This window comes from Oxynema mangrovii CENA135 (assembly GCF_016632315.1).
Lineage (GTDB): Bacteria > Cyanobacteriota > Cyanobacteriia > Cyanobacteriales > Laspinemataceae > Oxynema > Oxynema aestuarii.
The window spans coordinates 820,251-837,099 of sequence record NZ_JAEOXH010000001.1; the positions used below are offsets into that span (position 1 = coordinate 820,251).

Consider the following 16,849-nt stretch of genomic DNA (forward strand, 5'->3'; position numbering starts at 1 on the left):
TGGTCGAAAGGAGGGGGCGATCGCGCGAGAGCTTTTCTATCTTAGAGTATCCTTGCAAGATTTAGACGGACGGCCTCCCCCGTCGTCGCCGAAAAGAGGCGGTACAATCGAAAGGCCGATCGACAGTTAACGCCGATGCCCTTTTCCTCCGAGACTTGCGATTTGCCCGTCGTTTCCCTCGCCGTCGCCGAACCCGGTGGCGCCTACGAGTGGCGGGGGGGCGATCGCCCGTCCCTGTGGGTGGAAGTGCTCGTAGACCTGCCCGGAGAAGACCGCAAATTGTGGACTTATGCGGTTCCGCCGGACTTGTTGGTGCGACCGGGAGATATTTTAAGCGTTCCGTTTGGTTCCCAACAGTTGGGGGCGATCGCCGTCGCGACGGGCGATCGCCCCCCGCAAGATCTCGATCCCGAAGCGGTCAAAGCGGTGGAAGATGTAGTCGTCTCCGGCTTTTTTCCAGCGTCTTATTGGGCGTTACTCGAACGGGTCGCCGCCTATTACTATACCCCCCTGATTCAAGTGATTAAAACGGCCCTCCCGCCGGGACTGCTGGGGAAATCCCAGCGCCGCATCCGCTTGAGTGGGGAAATTCCCAAGGGTGCCGAGGTGTTTTGTACTCCCGCCGCCCGCCAAATTTTGGAACTCCTGCGCGAATCGAAAACGGGGGATTATGCCTGGATTTACCTGCGCCGCCAGGTTCCCAAGGCGACCCGAGGTTTGCACGAACTCAGTAAAAAAGGATGGGTGGAAAGTTATTTGGAACCGCCCAAACCGCCTCGGGCGAAGTTGCAAAAAGCGGTGACGTTTGTCGGTGTCGAACCGGGGGTGGAGTTGACCGATCGCCAGCGCGAAGTGTTAGATGTGCTGCGGCGCCGTGGCGGCGAACTGTGGCTGACTGAGTTGCAGCAAACCTGTCACACCAGTTCCGGACTGATTCAGACGTTGGAGAGTAAGGGATGTGTGGAAATTGACGAACGGGAAGTGTTGCGGACGGGCGATCGCCGTCGGCGGGAGCGCGATCGCCCCAAAACCTTGACAAACGATCAAGCATCTGCGTTAGAAACCTTGCACGGCTTACGAGGATTCAATCGGGTGCTGTTGCATGGCGTCACTGGGTCGGGAAAAACGGAAGTCTATTTACAGGCGATCGCCCCGATCCTCGATCGCGGCGCGTCGGCGATCGTGCTGGTTCCCGAGATCGGACTGACGCCCCAACTGTGCGATCGCTTCCGCGCCCGTTTCGGCGATAAAGTGCTGGTGTATCACAGTGGTTTATCCGACGGCGAACGTTACGATAGCTGGCGGCAAATGCTTGCAGGTTCACCGCAAATTGTCATCGGCACGCGATCGGCGATCTTCGCGCCTTTACCGAAACTCGGGGCGATCGTCCTCGACGAAGAATATGACGACAGTTACAAGCAAGACCGCCCCTCGCCGACCTACCACGCCCGAACCGTCGCCGAATGGCGCGCCGAACTCGCCGACTGTCCCCTGATTCTCGGTTCCGCCACCCCGTCGTTAGAAACTTGGGTGGACTACGCCCCCACGGAACCGGACCCGACCCGCGATCGCTACCGTCGCCGTCAAGCCACGGTTTCCCCCGCCCCCACTCATTACCTCTCCCTCCCGGAACGGATTCACGGGCGCGCCTTACCTCCGGTAGAAGTGGTGGATATGCGGCAAGAATTTCGCAAAGGGAATAAATCGATTTTTAGCGAATCCTTGCAAGCGGGACTGATTCAGCTTGTCGAAACCGGACAACAGGGAATTTTGTTTATTCACCGCCGGGGACATAGCAGTTTTGTGTCCTGTCGCAGTTGCGGTTACGTGATGGAATGTCCCCATTGCGACGTGTCGCTGTCGTACCACCACACTCACGAGGCGGCGGCGGAACGCTTACGCTGTCACTATTGCGGGTACAGTCAAAGCCCGATCGATCGCTGTCCCGATTGCCATTCCCCCTATTTCAAACATTTTGGCAGTGGCACGCAACGTGTCACCCAAGCCCTCGCCAAGCAGTTTCCCGAGTTGCGGGTCATCCGCTTCGACAGCGACACGACCCGAACCAAGGACGCCCACCGGATTTTGTTAACCCGATTTGCGAATAAAGAGGCGGATTTGTTGGTGGGGACGCAAATGCTCACCAAAGGGTTGGATATCCCGCAAGTGACGTTGGTGGGGGTGGTGGCGGCGGATGGGTTGTTGAATTTGTGCGACTATCGGGCCGCAGAACGGGCATTCCAGACCCTCACTCAGGTGGTGGGTCGGGCGGGTCGCGGCGGCGATCGCGGACGGGCGGTGATTCAAACCTACAACCCGGATCACCCGGCGATCGAAGCGGTTCGCCGCCAGCAGTACGAGGCATTTATACAAGCGGAGTTGGAAACTCGCGAGGCGCTGCATTACCCGCCTTACGGGCGTTTGATTTTACTGAGAGTTTCGGGAATGGACGAAGCGACGGTGTGCGAAACGATCGCCGAACTCGCCCACATGCTACAACCGGAACCGGGGTGGGAAGATATCGCCCACGAGGTTTTAGGTCCGTCCCCCGCCCCGATCGCCCGGGTCTCGAATCGCTATCGCTGGCAGCTTTTGCTGAAGTTTCCGCCGTGGGTTCCGGTTCACTTACCCCGTCCCTTGGAGGAGTTGCGATCGCGCTGCCCCCATACGGTGAGGTTGGCGATCGATGTCGATCCGTTGAACTTGGGATAACTCCAATTTGTGCTAAATTTACACAATTAGGTTTACAAAGTATCGGGATCGATCCCCATTTCCCGGAGGCGATCGGCGAGTAATTGCGCCCGTTCTTCCGCCTGTTGTGCTCTTTCTTCCGCCTGTTGGGCCCGTTCCTCCGCTTGTTGACGCAATCGATCCAGTTCCAACGTCGTCAAAAAGCGATCGCCGTCCGGTCGATAAATTTGTAACTCTTCCTGAGACAGATCGAAACGAATTCCCAAACGGGGACTGACCCAACCATCGATCGCGTCAATGGGACTGAGAACCCCTTCCCGACGTTGAAATCCCATAAAATCGAGGGTTTGCGGGTCGTAAGCATAATATTCCTCGACGCCGTGGCGATCGTAAAACTGGAATTTGCGGGTAATGTCCGAGGGTCGATTTCCCGGCGACCAGATCTCGAACACCACTTGCGGGGCGATGTTGTCTTCTTCCCACTGTTTGTACGACCCCCGATATCCCTTCGGTCGTCCAAAAATCACCATCGCATCGGGCGCCTGTCGGATCGTCGGCGACCCTTCCACCGGATACCAGAGTAAGTCTCCGGCGATAAATACGTCTTCGTCGTCGGCGAATAGGCGTTCTAGGTTTTCTTTAATCCAGACGATCAGTTCGAACTGTTTCGTATTTTCCGCCATCGGTTGACCGTCACTGTCCGGATAAACGATCTGTTCTTGCTTGGGCGATCGCACGTCGATGACCATCGTTGTTTCTCCCCAGCGAGTTTTATCTATTTTGACTGAATTTTGATTAAATTTCGAGTCGATTTATTCATTGTAGAGATCGCCGCTTCCCTAGAGACGATCCGGGTCGATTCCCATGTCGCGCAATCGTTGTTCTAAGGCGCGCGATCGTTGTCGTTCCCGTTCCAGTTCCGTTTCTGCGATTTGGGCTCTTTCGTCGGATTGTTTTGCTCTTTCTTCCGCCTGTTGCGCCCGTTCCTCCGCTTGTTGACGCAATCGATCCAGTTCCAAGGTCGTCAAAAAGCGATCGCCGTCCGGTCGATCGATTTGCAACTCTCCCTGAGACAGATCGAAACGAATTCCCAAACGGGGACTGACCCAACCGTCGATCGCGTCAATGGGACTGAGAACCCCTTCCCGACGTTGAAATCCCATAAAATCGAGGGTTTGCGGGTCGTAAGCATAATATTCCTCGACGCCGTGGCGATCGTAAAACTGGAATTTGCGGGTAATGTCCGAGGGTCGATTTCCCGGCGACCAGATCTCGAACACCACTTGCGGGGCGATGTTGTCTTCTTCCCACTGTTTGTACGACCCCCGATATCCCTTCGGTCGTCCAAAAATCACCATCGCATCGGGCGCCTGTCGGATCGTCGGCGACCCTTCCACCGGATACCAGAGTAAGTCTCCGGCGATAAATACGTCTTCGTCGTCGGCGAATAGGCGTTCTAGGTTTTCTTTAATCCAGACGATCAGTTCGAACTGTTTCGTATTTTCCGCCATCGGTTGACCGTCACTGTCCGGATAAACGATCTGTTCTTGCTTGGGCGATCGCACGTCGATGACCATCGTTGTTTCTTCCCAGCGCGACTATTTTTTTATTTTAGCGATTGACGGCGATCTCCGCTTCTCTAACTCGGCAAACTTTTAACGACTTCCAGCAATTTCTCTACCTCAGCATTGGGGTCTAAAAACGAGAATAAATGCTTGAATCTAAGCTTTCCTTCTTTATCTAAGATAAACTGCGCCGGAAGGGGTGCGCCTAACGCCTGTCCGGTCCAGTAGGCGCGGAAAATCCGGCAACTCGGATCGCTTAACAAGGGCATTTTTAAACCCAAATCGCGCACGACGATTTTACTTTGGCGATCGTCGGTACTGGTAATCATTAAAACTTCCGCCCCGGCTTCGACAAATTGTTCGTAAGCTTCGTTGAGGGCTTTAATATGGGGAAAACACAGGGGACAATATTGTTTTTCTGTAAAAATGCGGGTGAAGGCAAGAACTACAGCTTTTTCGCCCCGATAATTGGAGAGTTTAATTGCGCCTTCTCCGTTGATATTGGGCAGTTGAAAATTAGGGGTGCCGACGTCGGAATAGAGTTTATTGGTAGCGGGAATCGGAAAGAAGTTTTTAAAAAAGCGTTCGTTGAATAAGCCGCGAAAATCGGTGGAAGTCAACACGATCGATCTTCTCCTTATCTTCGTTTATATTGGTAATCGATAGCCGTTCTCAATGTAGGATAACTCACCCTATTTTAGAGCGATCGCTCTAAAATGAGGAAAAATTCCGAGGGACAACATGCCCTCGGAATTGATTTGGTATCGGTCTGAAGCTAACAGAGACAAGCGGAAACTTAGACAGCCGCGAAGAATTCTTTCGACTTGACCGGATCGGGGTTCATGGTTTTTTCGCCGGGTTTCCAGCCTGCGGGGCAAACTTCGTCCGGGTGAGATTGGACGTACTGAAGGGCTTGCAGGGTTCGCAGGGTTTCATCGACGTTGCGACCGAAGGCCAAGTTATTGATGGTGGCGTGTTGGATGACGCCTTCTTTGTCGATGATGAACAGACCGCGTAAGGCGATTCCGGCTTCGGGGTCGAGAACGTTGTAGGCGGCGCTAATTTCTTTCTTGATATCGGAAACTAGAGGATAGTTCAGGTCGCCGACACCGCCTTGTTTACGATCGGTTTGAATCCAAGCGAGGTGAGAGAATTCGCTATCGACGGAAATACCGAGGACTTCGGTGTTGAGGTTTTTAAACTCTTCGTAGCGATCGCTGAACGCGGTGATTTCGGTCGGGCAAACGAAGGTGAAGTCCAGGGGATAGAAGAAGACCACTACATATTTGCCGCGATAGTCAGACAGCTTGATGGTCTTGAATTCTTGATCGACAACGGCAGTGGCGGTAAAATCGGGGGCCGCTTGACCGACCCGGATACATCCTTCATTAGCACTCATATGATTCTCCTGTAATAACGATCGAATGATACGGACTTGCAGGTCAGCATCGAAAGGCCAAACCCACGATCGCCGCATTTTGTTTACGAACCTTAACAACTATATCATAATCATAACGATTTTGAGTAACGCGGAAAAGTTCTCAAAAAAAATGACGGACACTGAATCAGGGAAAGGCGATCGGGTTCGATCCTACCATCGACCCGGACGGGGCGATCGCCCATCCAGGATCGGCGATCGCCCGTTGACGGCGGCGAGTGGATTAGATCTCGCGAACGGTCGGTTGGTTCTCTTTAATTTCGCCAATCAAGACCACATCGGTGACGCCAACAAACAACCCGTTTTCTAAAACGCCGGGAATATTGTTGAGGGTTTTTTCCAATTCGGCGGGATTGTCGATGCGATCGAACTTGACATCGATGATGAAATTGCCTTGATCGCTGATTACCGGACCCGCTTTCTTGACGCCCATTCTCAATTGAGGCTGACCGCCGAGTTTTTCGATCGCCTTCATCACCGGAGTCATCGCCATCGGTAAAACTTCCACGGGTAACAAAAACGTCGAACCGAGGCGATCGACCATTTTAGAACTATCGACCACGACGATAAACTCCTCGGCGAGAGAATCGACAATTTTTTCGCGGGTATGGGCGGCGCCACCCCCTTTAATCAAGTTCTTGTTCGGGTCCACTTCATCGGCGCCGTCGATCGCCACGTCGATGCGATCGACCTCATCGAGAGTCGTCAGAGGGATCCCGTATTCCTTCGCCAACACCGTTGCTTGAAACGACGTGGGAATCCCTTGAATATCCTTGAGATCGCCAGACTTGAGACGTTCTCCGATATATTGAATCGCATAAGCCGTGGTCGAACCCGTTCCCAGACCGACGATCGAACCGGACTTAACGCGGTCGGCGGCGGCTTTCCCCACCTGCTCTTTCATTACTTTAACTGGATCTGCGGTGGCACTCATACTTTTTCTCCTAATTCGACGTTGTGATGTAGAAATTGCCATGACAATCAACACCAGTGTTTACTTTACCGCGTTCTTGAAAACGAAAGAACAACTCGTATAACTTGGTCTAAGTTGGCCGGAGCGATCGCCCAATTTCGCTAAAATAATGTAGTTTGAATCATACTTTTGTAGCGATCGCGCCTTGGGAGAACCCCCTAAATCCTCCTGAAAAAGGGGAAATTCAGAATTGTAACATCGGCGATCGCAAGTTTCTATTTTTTCAAAACCATCGATGAAAATTGCTTTTTTAGACCTTTCCACTTGGGACTATAAAATTGAAAGCGCCTATCAAATCCCGTTAGGCGGTTCCCAATCCGCTTTATGTTACCTCGCCGAAAACTTGGCAAAACAAGGACATGAAATCTTCTTGCTCAACGGAACCAAAACCCCCGGACGATCGCGCGGCGTTTCCTGTTTACCGTTAGACGACAACGACGACATTCGCCAACTGTTTCGATCGCTGGATGCGGCGATCGTTCTCAATCAAGCGGGATGGGGAAAAAAGCTCAAACCCTTATTAGGTTATGCTACAAAACTATTTCTTTGGACGCAGCAAGTTCCCAGCTTAAAAGCGATGCAAGCATTAGGCGATCGCGCCGAACTCGACGCCTACGATCGCCTCATCTTTGTCAGCAATTGGCAGCGCGATCGCTTCTTAGACTTCTTCGCGATCGATCTCGCAAAAACTGTCGTTTTACGGAACGCGATCGCCCCGGCATTTGCGAACTTATTCCCAGAACAAACAAATATATTAGCAGCAAAAACAAATCCGCCCATTCTAGCTTATACCAGCACACCTTTTCGCGGATTAGATTTATTACTATCCATCTTTCCAAAGATACGCGAAGCCATTCCCGGAACCAGACTGCAAGTTTTTTCAAGTAAAAAAGTTTATCAAATGGCGACCGAATTAGACGAGTCCGTTTATGGAATCCTCTATCAAAAATGCCGCCAAATGGAAGGAGTGGAATATATCGGTTCGATTCCCCAACCGCAACTCGCCGAAAAACTGCGATCGATCGCCATGTTAGCCTACGCCAATACCTTCGAGGAAACCTCCTGCATTGCGGTCGTGGAAGCCATGGCAAGTGGTTGCTTCGTCGTCACTAGCGAGTTGGCGGCGTTACCGGAAACGACGGCGGGATTCGGTCATTTAGTCTCCGTTGAAGGTGTCGAAGGCTTTTCCTCCGTTCGGGATTGGCAGTTTTCCCAACGCCCGGATTGGCAGAATTACGCCGATCGCTTCCTCGAAAAAACCGTGCAGGTTTTACGCAATTGGCAGTCCGAAGAGTCTGCAAGTTTGTTAAAAAAACAAGTTGAATATATTCAAAAACAATGTACTTGGACGGTGCGATCGCGCGAGTGGGTTCGCTATTTAGAACAAGTTTGCGGTATAAACGAGCGCAAAAATCCGGAAATTGTCCGGGCGATCGCTCGCGAAGTCCGGGGGCAATTGCAGCAGGGAAATACCGGGGAAGCGATCGCCCGATGTCAACGGGCGATCGTGCAATATCCACAGTCGGCGATCCTCTATAAAAGCTTGGGAAATGCATTGCAAACTCAGGGGAAAATTGATGCAGCAATCCGCGCCTATGCGAAGGCGATCGAACTGGATCCAAACTTTGCAGAAGCCCGGGCAAATTTAGGCAGTATGTACTATCATAAAAGGCAATTAGTAACGGCAATTAATTTTTACAAACAGGCGATCGAACTCGAACCAAATTTAACGGGGGTGTATTGGAACTTAAGTAAAGTTTTAGAAGAAAACGGACAGTTAGAAGAAGCTAAGATTTACCGCGATCGCGCGATGGAGCGATCGGTAGAATAAGATGGATGGATAGTAGAGATACAGAAATTCTGTACCTCTACGGGGTTACAATAGGGAAAGGCTGTAAAATTCTAATGTAAAATTATAAAATTGGCGATGAATCAGGGTGTATCTGATTTAAATAAATGGGCAAAAAAACTATTAGAATCGGGGAAATATCAAGAGGCGATCGCCACATGTCAACAATCGTTAAAACTCGATCCGCATTGTCGGCAAACTTACGAGATTTTAGGGAATAGCTTCTCTAAACTTGGTAAAAATAAATCAGCAAAGCGGGTTTATAAAACATTAGAAAATCTCGATCGCCCATCCGCCGAAACTTATTTTAAAAGAGGAAACGATTGCGCTCAGTTAAAACAGTGGGACGAGGCGATCGCCCACTATCGACGAGGGATTGCGATCGCCCCATCTTCGCCCCAAATGTACGAGAAATTAGCGATCGCCCTCTCCCACAGACACTGCTTTTCCGAGGCGATCGCTTGTATCCAAAAACAAATTAATTTGCAACCCCATTCGGCAACTGCTTATCAAAATTTAGCAATATTATTAGAACTTGAAAATAATTTAGAAGCGGCGATCGTCGCTTATTTGAAATCATATCAAATTGACTCGAATAATTTTAGTCTTCTGATTAAATTAGTCAACAGTTTTGCTCTTAACGGGCAATTAGATAAAGCGGTTAGTTTTACTGAAATAGGATTAAAAAAATATCCTAAATTAACGCAAAAATACTTCAAGCTGGAAACAACCAGTTGCGATCGCGAGACGATCTCGATCGGCAATCATTTAATCGAAAAAATAGTTTATTCCAGCCGGGAATCGGCGCGAAGCGATCGCGCGATCGCCTGTCGAGAACTTTACCCGAGTTCGCCGATATCCCTGCCTTCTCAAACCCTTTCGGGAATCTCGCCGCCGGGATTTGTCGTTAGCGTTCGCGAGGGTCAAGTTTGGGGAGATAGCGCCAATACGATCGTCGTTGCTGGCGGCGATCGCCTGTTAGCGGATGTCTGTACGGGTGGGGGAAAAGTTGCGTGGATTTTTGGCTTAAAAACGGTTTATTCTATTCGCAAATTGCCGGGAATGACGGCTTGTTTGTCCGTCCAAGCGGGGCGGGATTATTATCATTGGATGGTGGATGTTTTACCTCGGATCGAATTATTGGAGTTAGGGGGATTTGAGTTAGATAAAATAGATCGTTTTCTGGTTAATCGGGTACAGTATAAATATCAACAAGAAACGTTATCGATTTTAGGGATTCCGCGTCAAACATGGCACGACATCGAGGGCGATCGCTTCATCCAAGCGGAAACCTTAATCGTTCCTTCGATTCCGACGACGGCGCCGAAATGGATGGGCGAGTTTATTGACGGTCCGCCGAGGTGGGTCTGCGAGTTTCTGCGCGATCGCTTTTTACCAAAAGAGGAGGGTGCGATCGCAGTTTCTCCAACGCCGAACAAGATTTATATTAATCGCCAACAGGCGAAACATCGCCGGGTAGTGAATGAATCGGAAGCGATCGAATTTTTAAAGAACTATGGTTTTGTCAGCGTATCGTTGGAGAGGTTATCGTTTCGCGAACAAGTCCGTTTATTGAGTGGAGCTCAAGTCGTTGTCGCCCCTCACGGCGCGGGGTTGACGAATGCGGTATTTTGTCAGCCGGGAACGGTAGTTATCGAGTTATTTTCCCATCGTTATCGGTCGAGTTGTTATCAGGTGATGAGTCATCATTTGGGGTTGGAGTATCGCGCGGTTGTCGGGAAGGATTATCGAAGTTTGGCGGTGTCGGATTTTTTAGAACGCAATCCGAATTTGTTACCCTATAGTATTTACGAAGATATTTATATCGATCTCGAACAGTTAGCCGAATATTTGTAGAGGAACAAGCGATCGCCTCCAATCTACAATCTCAAATCTCCAATCTATTTAGGTTTTGTAATTGTCAAAATCGTCACCGGATTGAGGGGGGCGAAGCGGGTCAGGTGGGCGACGGGGACGGAACGGGAAACCTGAACTTGTAAGGCGCGGTGGGGCCAGTTCCAATCGCGAATCCAGTTAAACGCGGTAGTGAGATGTTCGACGGTGGCGATCGCGAGGACAATGTTACCGCCTTTGGCGAGTTGTCCGGCGCAGACACCGAGGATTTGGCGCAGACGTCCCCCCGTTCCGCCGATGAAGATGCGATCGGGGACGGGGAGGCGATCGAGGATATCGGGGGCGTTTCCGTGGATGGAAATCACGTTGCGGACTTGGAGACGCTGGCAATTTTGCTCGATTAAATTGATTCCGGCGGCAGTTTTTTCGATCGCGTACACTTGCGAGGACGGGAAGAGGCGGGCGACTTCGATCGCCACGGTTCCGGTTCCGGCGCCGACATCCCAGACGGTTTGATCCGGTTTTAACCCGAGTTCGCCGAGGACGATCAGGCGGATTTCGCGCTTGGTCATCAGTCCGGGGCGATCGCGAAACGTGAGGAAAGTGCGATCGCTCAATCCCAAACGGGGCAAATCGTCGATTTCCAACTCGTCGCCGACCTCGCCGCGACGGCGGACCAACACGACGACATTGAGACTGGCGAAGCTTTCCGCATCCAAGGCGGCGATCGCCTCTTCCCCGTTGACCGCAAACGATCGCACTCGTTCGTCGGAACCGCCGAGATTTTCGCAGACCCAAAACTCGTACTGACTGGGTAAATCCAGACCCAACAACACCCGGGCGATCGCCGACGGCGAGTTTTCGCGATCGGTGAGGACGGCGATTTTCTGTTCTCCCCGTTGCAGCGCCTCCAAACATTCATCGAGCGATCGCCCGTGGGCGCTGACGATACAAGCATCTTGCCACGGCACTTTCACCCGATTGAACGCCAACTGCACGCAACTCAAATGCGGGTAAAAATGCAAGGATTCCGGGGGAAATTCGGTCAATAACAGGCGTCCGAGACCGAAAAACAACGGATCGCCACTGACGAGGATCGCCACCCGTTCCGGGTCGATCGCCGGACTCGCCGTTTCCGACTCCCCGGCGGCGATCGCGGGGTTCTCCCGTGCGGACGCAGCGCGATCGAGCTTGCGCCGTAACGATTTCAACGTCAGGCGCAAATCTCCCAACACCAAGCGCCGGGCCGGATGTTCGGGAAAATAACCCAAGTGGCGATCGCTACCCACCAGCAACGTCGCCGCGTCCACAATCTCGCGGACGGGCGCACTCAACCCCTCCGCGCCGTCCAAACCGATACCGACTACATGAATCATCGCCCGGGGTAATACCTTACGGCTTCATCCTTCATCGTTTATTTGCCCGTTGTTCTGCCATGCCAGAACTATTAAAGCATTAAGGATGGCCGCCGCTACAGGGGAACCGCCTTTGCGCCCGTCAATGCGAATCTGGGGGACGTCCGTCTCGGCGAGCACCTGCTTCGACTCCACCACGGAAACGAACCCGACCGGGGCGCCGACGATCAGGGCCGGACGGCGATCGCTGCGTTGAATTGCATCGCACAGGGCCAGCAAAGCCGTCGGCGCGTTCCCGATGACAAAAATCCCCTCGGGATGTTCGGCGAAACACTCCAAGATCCCCGCTTCCGTGCGCGTTTTCCCCGGTGGGGCTTGTTGAAAACGGTCTACGGCGGCGAGGAGGGGATTGTTAAACGTTTTGCCGAGTAACCCGGCGACCCCCTGTTTGACCATCGTCACGTCGGCGATCGCGGGAGCCCCACGGCGCAAGGCATCGATCCCGGAGGAGATCGCCCCCGGACTGAAGCGGATCGCCTCTTTGAACTCGAAATCTGCCGTCGCGTGAATAGCCCGCCGCACGATCGCGTACTGGCGATCGTCGAAGGAATGCGGACCGATTTCGCGATCGATCGTCGCAAAACTTTCGAGTAAAATTGGATGGAACAGTGATGTCACCCCGATGATTCCTCCCCTGGCGGTATTTTATACAAAATCTAACGTCGGCCAATCCGGTTCGCGGGTATAGGCGGTCATATCTGCAAACTGGCGTAACTCCGCCCGGGTGATGACCAACTCGCGATCGCACTCCAACCAACGGTTATTAAACTCCGAAAGCATGACGGCGACGCGATGGCGGTCTAAATCTTTGGGAATTTCGCCGAAATACCCCAAAGTCACGTGAGCAGTTAAGTGATATTGCTGTTCGACCCCCAAACCCATTAAATTTTTATTTTGATAAATCGCCCGTCGCAATTGCAGCACGCGATCGTAAGATTGCTCGTCTTTCGGTACCAGACAGACCCCGATCGCCCGCGTCATGACGATCGCCCCGAGAACTTCCCAGCGAATCGGTTCGGGACTTTTGAGAGCGTCGCACTGCGCGAAACTTTCCGCGATCGCCGATCGCAATTTCGCCTCGTAATCGGGAGATTTCGCCGCCGCATCGCGAAACGCATCGTTCCAAATTAAATCCGCCAGAGTCACGTGAAAACTCGGCGGCGGAACCGCCACCGCCAATCCCTCGCCCATTTGGGTTAACAGTTCCTGCTGACACTGTTGTAAATCTTGATAAAACGCCTCGTTTTGGCGATCGTCCCCCCATGGCGGCGCCACGATCGTATATCCCGGAAACGGAACCGCTTGTCGCGTCCCGTCCTCACTCGGCTTGTATTTCGGCGAGGTTTGAATGTGCTGGAGAACGCCGAGATAACTTTCGAGCAAAGTCATCCGCGCGACGCGATTTAAGTACAGTTGTAAGGTATCGTCCAATCTGATCGGCCTCGTGAAGTAAGCGAACATCAAGTTAGAGGGTCGGGAAAAAGCCACAGTCACAAACAAAACCCTTGAAGGCTGCACCCCCGGGCTTCTATCTTGGTCTATGCGGTTTCCTCGTCCCCTCGTAACGGTTTCCTTTATGCCAATTTACCTCTATTGGGGTTCCGATGAGTTTGCAATCTCGAAAGCCGTGGCGGATTTGCGCGAGAAAATACTCGATCCGGACTGGGTGAGTTTTAATTTCGACAAAATCCCCCCAGACGAACCCGACGGCCCCATCCGCGCCCTCAATCAAGCCATGACCCCGCCATTTGGAAGCGGCGGTCGCCTGGTGTGGTTGGTCGAAACGACGATCGCCCAACAGTGTAGCGCCGATTTACTCGCCGAAATGGAACGAACCCTCGGCGAAATTCCCGAATCGAACCTGTTGTTGTTGACCAGTCGCAACAAACCGGACGGACGGCTAAAATCGACTAAATTATTGCAAGAACGGGCGACGATTAAAGAATTTTCTCAAATTCCCCCGTGGCAACAAGATAAATTAATCGGCAAAGTGCGACAAGTCGCCGACGAATTGGGTGTAAACTTGAGTCAAGGCGCACTGGAAGCGTTAGCCGACGCGGTCGGAAATGACACGCGATCGCTGTACAACGAATTGGAAAAGTTAAAGCTGTACGCCGACAGTCTCGGCAACGGCGCGATCGACGAACGGGCGATCGACAGCTTGGTTACGTGCAGCACCCAAAGTAGTTTTCAACTCGCCACTGCGATCCGTCAAGGAGACATTTCCACGGCGTTAGAATTGGTTGCGGATTTGATAAACCGTAACGAACCCGCTTTGCGAATTGTAGCGACCCTAACATCGGTTTTTAGAACGTGGTTGTGGGTGAAGTTAATGGGGGAAAGCGGCGAACGTGACGAACGCGCGATCGCCAAAGCTGCCGATATTGGCAACCCCAAACGGATTTACTTGTTGAGAAAAGAGGTCAGTGCTTTATCCTTAGAGCAACTGCGCCAAACTTTACCCGTCTTACTCGAACTCGAAGTGAGTCTCAAACGGGGTGCGGACGAGTTAGCAACTTTGCAAACTAAAGTCATCGAACTCGCTCGACTGTGTCACCCTCCCCGGCAAAATTCTTTTCGATAACCTCCTGTGCCATCGGGCGTCCTCATGCGCTACCATGCACCTTTAACCCTATATTTGTACGCCAAAATAAAAGGATATTCTCATGATTTTTTCCGACCGATTGCCATCGAGGCTCAATCATTTTTTATCGCGATCGATCGCCTTCGCCGTCGCCTCTAGCGTCGTCATTTTCGGGGGAGTTGCCGCTCATTTAGGCGTCGATAACGTCGTTTACGCTCAAACCAATTCCGAGCGCACCCCTACCGCCGCACCGACCCCCAACAATCCCCCAGTTGCGAATCCCAATAATAATACGGAAATTCTCAATTACGCCCGCAGTTTAATCGCGATCGAAAATATTCGCCAACAAGCCTACAACGATATTAAAAATATCGTCGGCGAAGGTCAACCCGTACCCGGCGTCGTTTGTTCCCAAGCGAGTAGTTTGGACGGACTCAACCGAGAACTGCGCGAAATTGCCGTCAATTACTGCAACCAATCCAAAGAAATTGTCGAAAGCTTCGATCTGACCATCGAGCGATTCAACGAACTGACCCTACAACTCCAAGAAAATTCCCAATTCAAAAATCAAGTTAACGCCGCTTTAATTGAGTTGCAATAGCCTCAAACTGCCGACTGGTAAAATATTCTTATAGCAATTCCTCAATCCGTTGAATCCGAGATCGACCTTGTCAACTCGCCAAATCCCTGTAGGTACACGGCAATGCCGTGTCCTACTTCTATTTTTGCACGATTTTTCTTCTAAAGCGGCTTTTGTTTCGGAAGGCCCACCGCGCGAGGAAATTGAGCCGGAGTTGGCTTGATTTTACTCAAATACAAACAATTTCTGACCCCACGAGTTAACGGCGTGGTAAACGCTTCTACCGTCGAAATAACTCCACCTAATTGAGCCGCAGTTGTCGAAAGTTTCTCCGTTTCTTCCTCCGTCCAATGACCGCGATATAAAATCGCCATCCCGCCAATTTTAAGCAACGGTAGGGCATATTCCAAACAGACCGAAGCCGGACCGACCGCCCGCGCCAACGCCAGATCGTAGCTTTCGCGATCGGAATTTTTCCGTCCGACTTCCTCCGCCCGCGCCGTCATTGTTTTAATATTTTCCATCCCCAATTCTTCAGCCAATTGCTGTAAAAAATTGACTTTTTTGTGCGTAGAATCGAGCAGGGTTACCTCAATATCGGGACGGGCGATCGCCAGAGGAAAACCGGGAAAACCCGCCCCCGTTCCGATATCAATGGCGCGGTACTTTTCCGCATCCCCTTCCGGAAAAACTTCCCCGCGCAAAACGCAACTGACCCCCCGTAGAGAATCCCACAAATGCTTTTCCCAAAACTCCTCAGCTTCGACAATTCGGGTTAAATTAAATTGAGTATTGGCATCGACGATGCGATCGTACAGAGTTTGAAATTCTAATAAATGTCCCGCATCGGGCTGCCAACCGAGGGTTTCGTGCCAAACATCGGAAAGATCGGGCAATCGAGAATGTTGAAGCGAATCTTGGCTCATGACTTTAGAGGGGAGAATAACAAATGAGGGGATTGAGACAAAATTGCAATCACTGCAATCATTGCACGTAGAAAAAATGCAGGTAGAGCAAACATTAACTGACGGCGGAAAGCTGACGACTGATGGCGACGCGATCGCGCTCGACCTCATTTAATTGACCGTGATTGAGGGTCCAACATTTATCGGCAATTTCCAATAAATCTCCCGCATCGTGGGTGACAATTAGCAAACTCCAATGATTTTTAAGTTTACTCAACAACGTGACTAATTGCCGTTTCATCGACCAATCTAAACCCGCCGTCGGTTCGTCCAATAACAGTAAGTGCGGCTGACGAATCAGTTGCACCGCTAACGCCAAACGCCGTTGCTGTCCGCCACTGAGGGCTTGAGGTGCCACGTTGAGCGATAAATGATTCAATCCGACTTCGGTTAACGCTTCTTTCACTCTTTCCGAACTTAATTCTGGATGTCCCAAGCGCAATTCTTCTAGAATTGTCCCGCAACAAAAATGACGTTCGGGAAATTGAAAAACTAAGCCGCCGAGTTGTTGTAAATGTTCTGCGCCGAGTAATTGTTCTCGCCAATAAATTTCCCCTGAAGTGCGTTGAGCCAGTCCGCTTAAAATTTCTAATAACGTTGTTTTTCCCGAACCACTCGGGCCAATAATCAGCCCCAATTGTTGGGGAGCAAATTCTAAATCGATCGATTTGAGAATTGCTTGGGGGGTCGCCGTGGGATGATAACTTAGATTTCGCAGATAGAGCATTGAAGTGTAGGTCGGGACAAAACAATAGCTAAAGTTTGAAAGTATAGACAAGCGATGCCGATCGCGCGATCGCCTCGACACCTTATCCTAACTTCTATTATTGCTAACAAACCGAGCTAGAGCAGAAATTACGAAGAAATTGGGTAATTTCTCGGAACTTGGGCGATCGCGCGGCGTCAATTTCCCCAACAGCGACGCTACATTTTGA

At 51.4% G+C, this 16,849-nt stretch carries 15 protein-coding genes; 5 read left to right on the forward strand and 10 right to left on the reverse strand.

Features of this window, described 5'->3' with window-relative positions:
- Positions 1–135 precede the first annotated feature (135 nt).
- Positions 136–2,712, forward strand: a complete 2,577-nt coding sequence (gene priA / locus JJD41_RS03220; protein WP_200664687.1) for a primosomal protein N' — start codon at positions 136–138, stop codon at positions 2,710–2,712.
- Positions 2,713–2,744: 32 nt separating this feature from the next.
- Here priA and JJD41_RS03225 read toward each other — a convergent pair whose 3' ends face one another.
- The 5 genes from JJD41_RS03225 to rpiA form a co-directional block, all read right to left on the reverse strand.
- Entirely contained in the window at positions 2,745–3,440 is a 696-nt protein-coding gene (locus tag JJD41_RS03225; protein WP_200664688.1) for a Uma2 family endonuclease, read from the reverse strand.
- A gap of 90 nt (positions 3,441–3,530) precedes the next feature.
- Positions 3,531–4,268 (reverse strand): Uma2 family endonuclease, encoded by a 738-nt coding sequence (locus tag JJD41_RS03230; protein ID WP_200664689.1) that lies wholly within the window; start codon positions 4,266–4,268, stop codon positions 3,531–3,533.
- A gap of 62 nt (positions 4,269–4,330) precedes the next feature.
- Complete coding sequence (locus tag JJD41_RS03235) at positions 4,331–4,879, reverse strand: peroxiredoxin family protein (protein ID WP_200664690.1); 549 nt, start codon at positions 4,877–4,879, stop codon at positions 4,331–4,333.
- 173 nt (positions 4,880–5,052) lie between these two features.
- Positions 5,053–5,655 (reverse strand): peroxiredoxin, encoded by a 603-nt coding sequence (locus tag JJD41_RS03240; RefSeq protein WP_168568619.1) that lies wholly within the window; start codon positions 5,653–5,655, stop codon positions 5,053–5,055.
- Positions 5,656–5,917: 262 nt separating this feature from the next.
- Positions 5,918–6,628: a ribose-5-phosphate isomerase RpiA gene (gene rpiA / locus JJD41_RS03245; protein ID WP_200664691.1), complete on the reverse strand. Its 711-nt coding sequence runs from the start codon at positions 6,626–6,628 to the stop codon at positions 5,918–5,920.
- 274 nt (positions 6,629–6,902) lie between these two features.
- On the opposite strand from rpiA, the gene JJD41_RS03250 reads away from it, so the two are divergent.
- Positions 6,903–8,498 carry a tetratricopeptide repeat protein gene (locus JJD41_RS03250; protein ID WP_200664692.1) on the forward strand — a complete coding sequence of 532 codons (1,596 nt, stop codon included), beginning with the start codon at positions 6,903–6,905 and terminating at the stop codon, positions 8,496–8,498.
- A 96-nt stretch (positions 8,499–8,594) separates the two neighbouring features.
- The gene (locus tag JJD41_RS03255) at positions 8,595–10,373 is read left to right on the forward strand and encodes a glycosyltransferase 61 family protein (protein ID WP_200664693.1); all 1,779 of its coding nucleotides are present in this window, start codon (positions 8,595–8,597) and stop codon (positions 10,371–10,373) included.
- A gap of 44 nt (positions 10,374–10,417) precedes the next feature.
- Here the strand turns inward: JJD41_RS03255 and cbiE are convergent, their stop codons facing one another.
- From cbiE to JJD41_RS03270, 3 genes are read right to left on the reverse strand one after another with little or no spacing between them, the layout of a single operon-like run.
- Positions 10,418–11,746: a precorrin-6y C5,15-methyltransferase (decarboxylating) subunit CbiE gene (gene cbiE / locus JJD41_RS03260; RefSeq protein ID WP_200664694.1), complete on the reverse strand. Its 1,329-nt coding sequence runs from the start codon at positions 11,744–11,746 to the stop codon at positions 10,418–10,420.
- Positions 11,747–11,770: 24 nt separating this feature from the next.
- Positions 11,771–12,403, reverse strand: a complete 633-nt coding sequence (locus JJD41_RS03265) for a cobalt-precorrin-8X methylmutase (protein WP_200664695.1) — start codon at positions 12,401–12,403, stop codon at positions 11,771–11,773.
- Positions 12,404–12,430: 27 nt separating this feature from the next.
- Positions 12,431–13,216: a DUF1868 domain-containing protein gene (locus JJD41_RS03270; RefSeq protein WP_234488492.1), complete on the reverse strand. Its 786-nt coding sequence runs from the start codon at positions 13,214–13,216 to the stop codon at positions 12,431–12,433.
- A gap of 145 nt (positions 13,217–13,361) precedes the next feature.
- Here JJD41_RS03270 and holA point away from each other — a divergent pair, with 145 nt between their 5' ends.
- Together holA and JJD41_RS03280 are read left to right on the forward strand one after the other, a co-directional pair.
- Positions 13,362–14,369, forward strand: a complete 1,008-nt coding sequence (gene holA, locus JJD41_RS03275) for a DNA polymerase III subunit delta (RefSeq protein WP_200664696.1) — start codon at positions 13,362–13,364, stop codon at positions 14,367–14,369.
- Between the two features lie 82 nt (positions 14,370–14,451).
- A complete protein-coding gene (locus JJD41_RS03280) occupies positions 14,452–14,970 on the forward strand; it encodes a DUF4168 domain-containing protein (protein ID WP_200664697.1) in 519 nt (172 codons plus the stop codon).
- A gap of 140 nt (positions 14,971–15,110) precedes the next feature.
- Here the strand turns inward: JJD41_RS03280 and rsmG are convergent, their stop codons facing one another.
- Positions 15,111–15,875 carry a 16S rRNA (guanine(527)-N(7))-methyltransferase RsmG gene (rsmG, locus tag JJD41_RS03285; RefSeq protein ID WP_200664698.1) on the reverse strand — a complete coding sequence of 255 codons (765 nt, stop codon included), beginning with the start codon at positions 15,873–15,875 and terminating at the stop codon, positions 15,111–15,113.
- A 94-nt stretch (positions 15,876–15,969) separates the two neighbouring features.
- On the reverse strand, positions 15,970–16,641 hold the full coding sequence (locus JJD41_RS03290; protein WP_200664699.1) for an ABC transporter ATP-binding protein: 672 nt from the start codon (positions 16,639–16,641) through the stop codon (positions 15,970–15,972).
- Between the last annotated feature and the right edge of the window lie 208 nt (positions 16,642–16,849).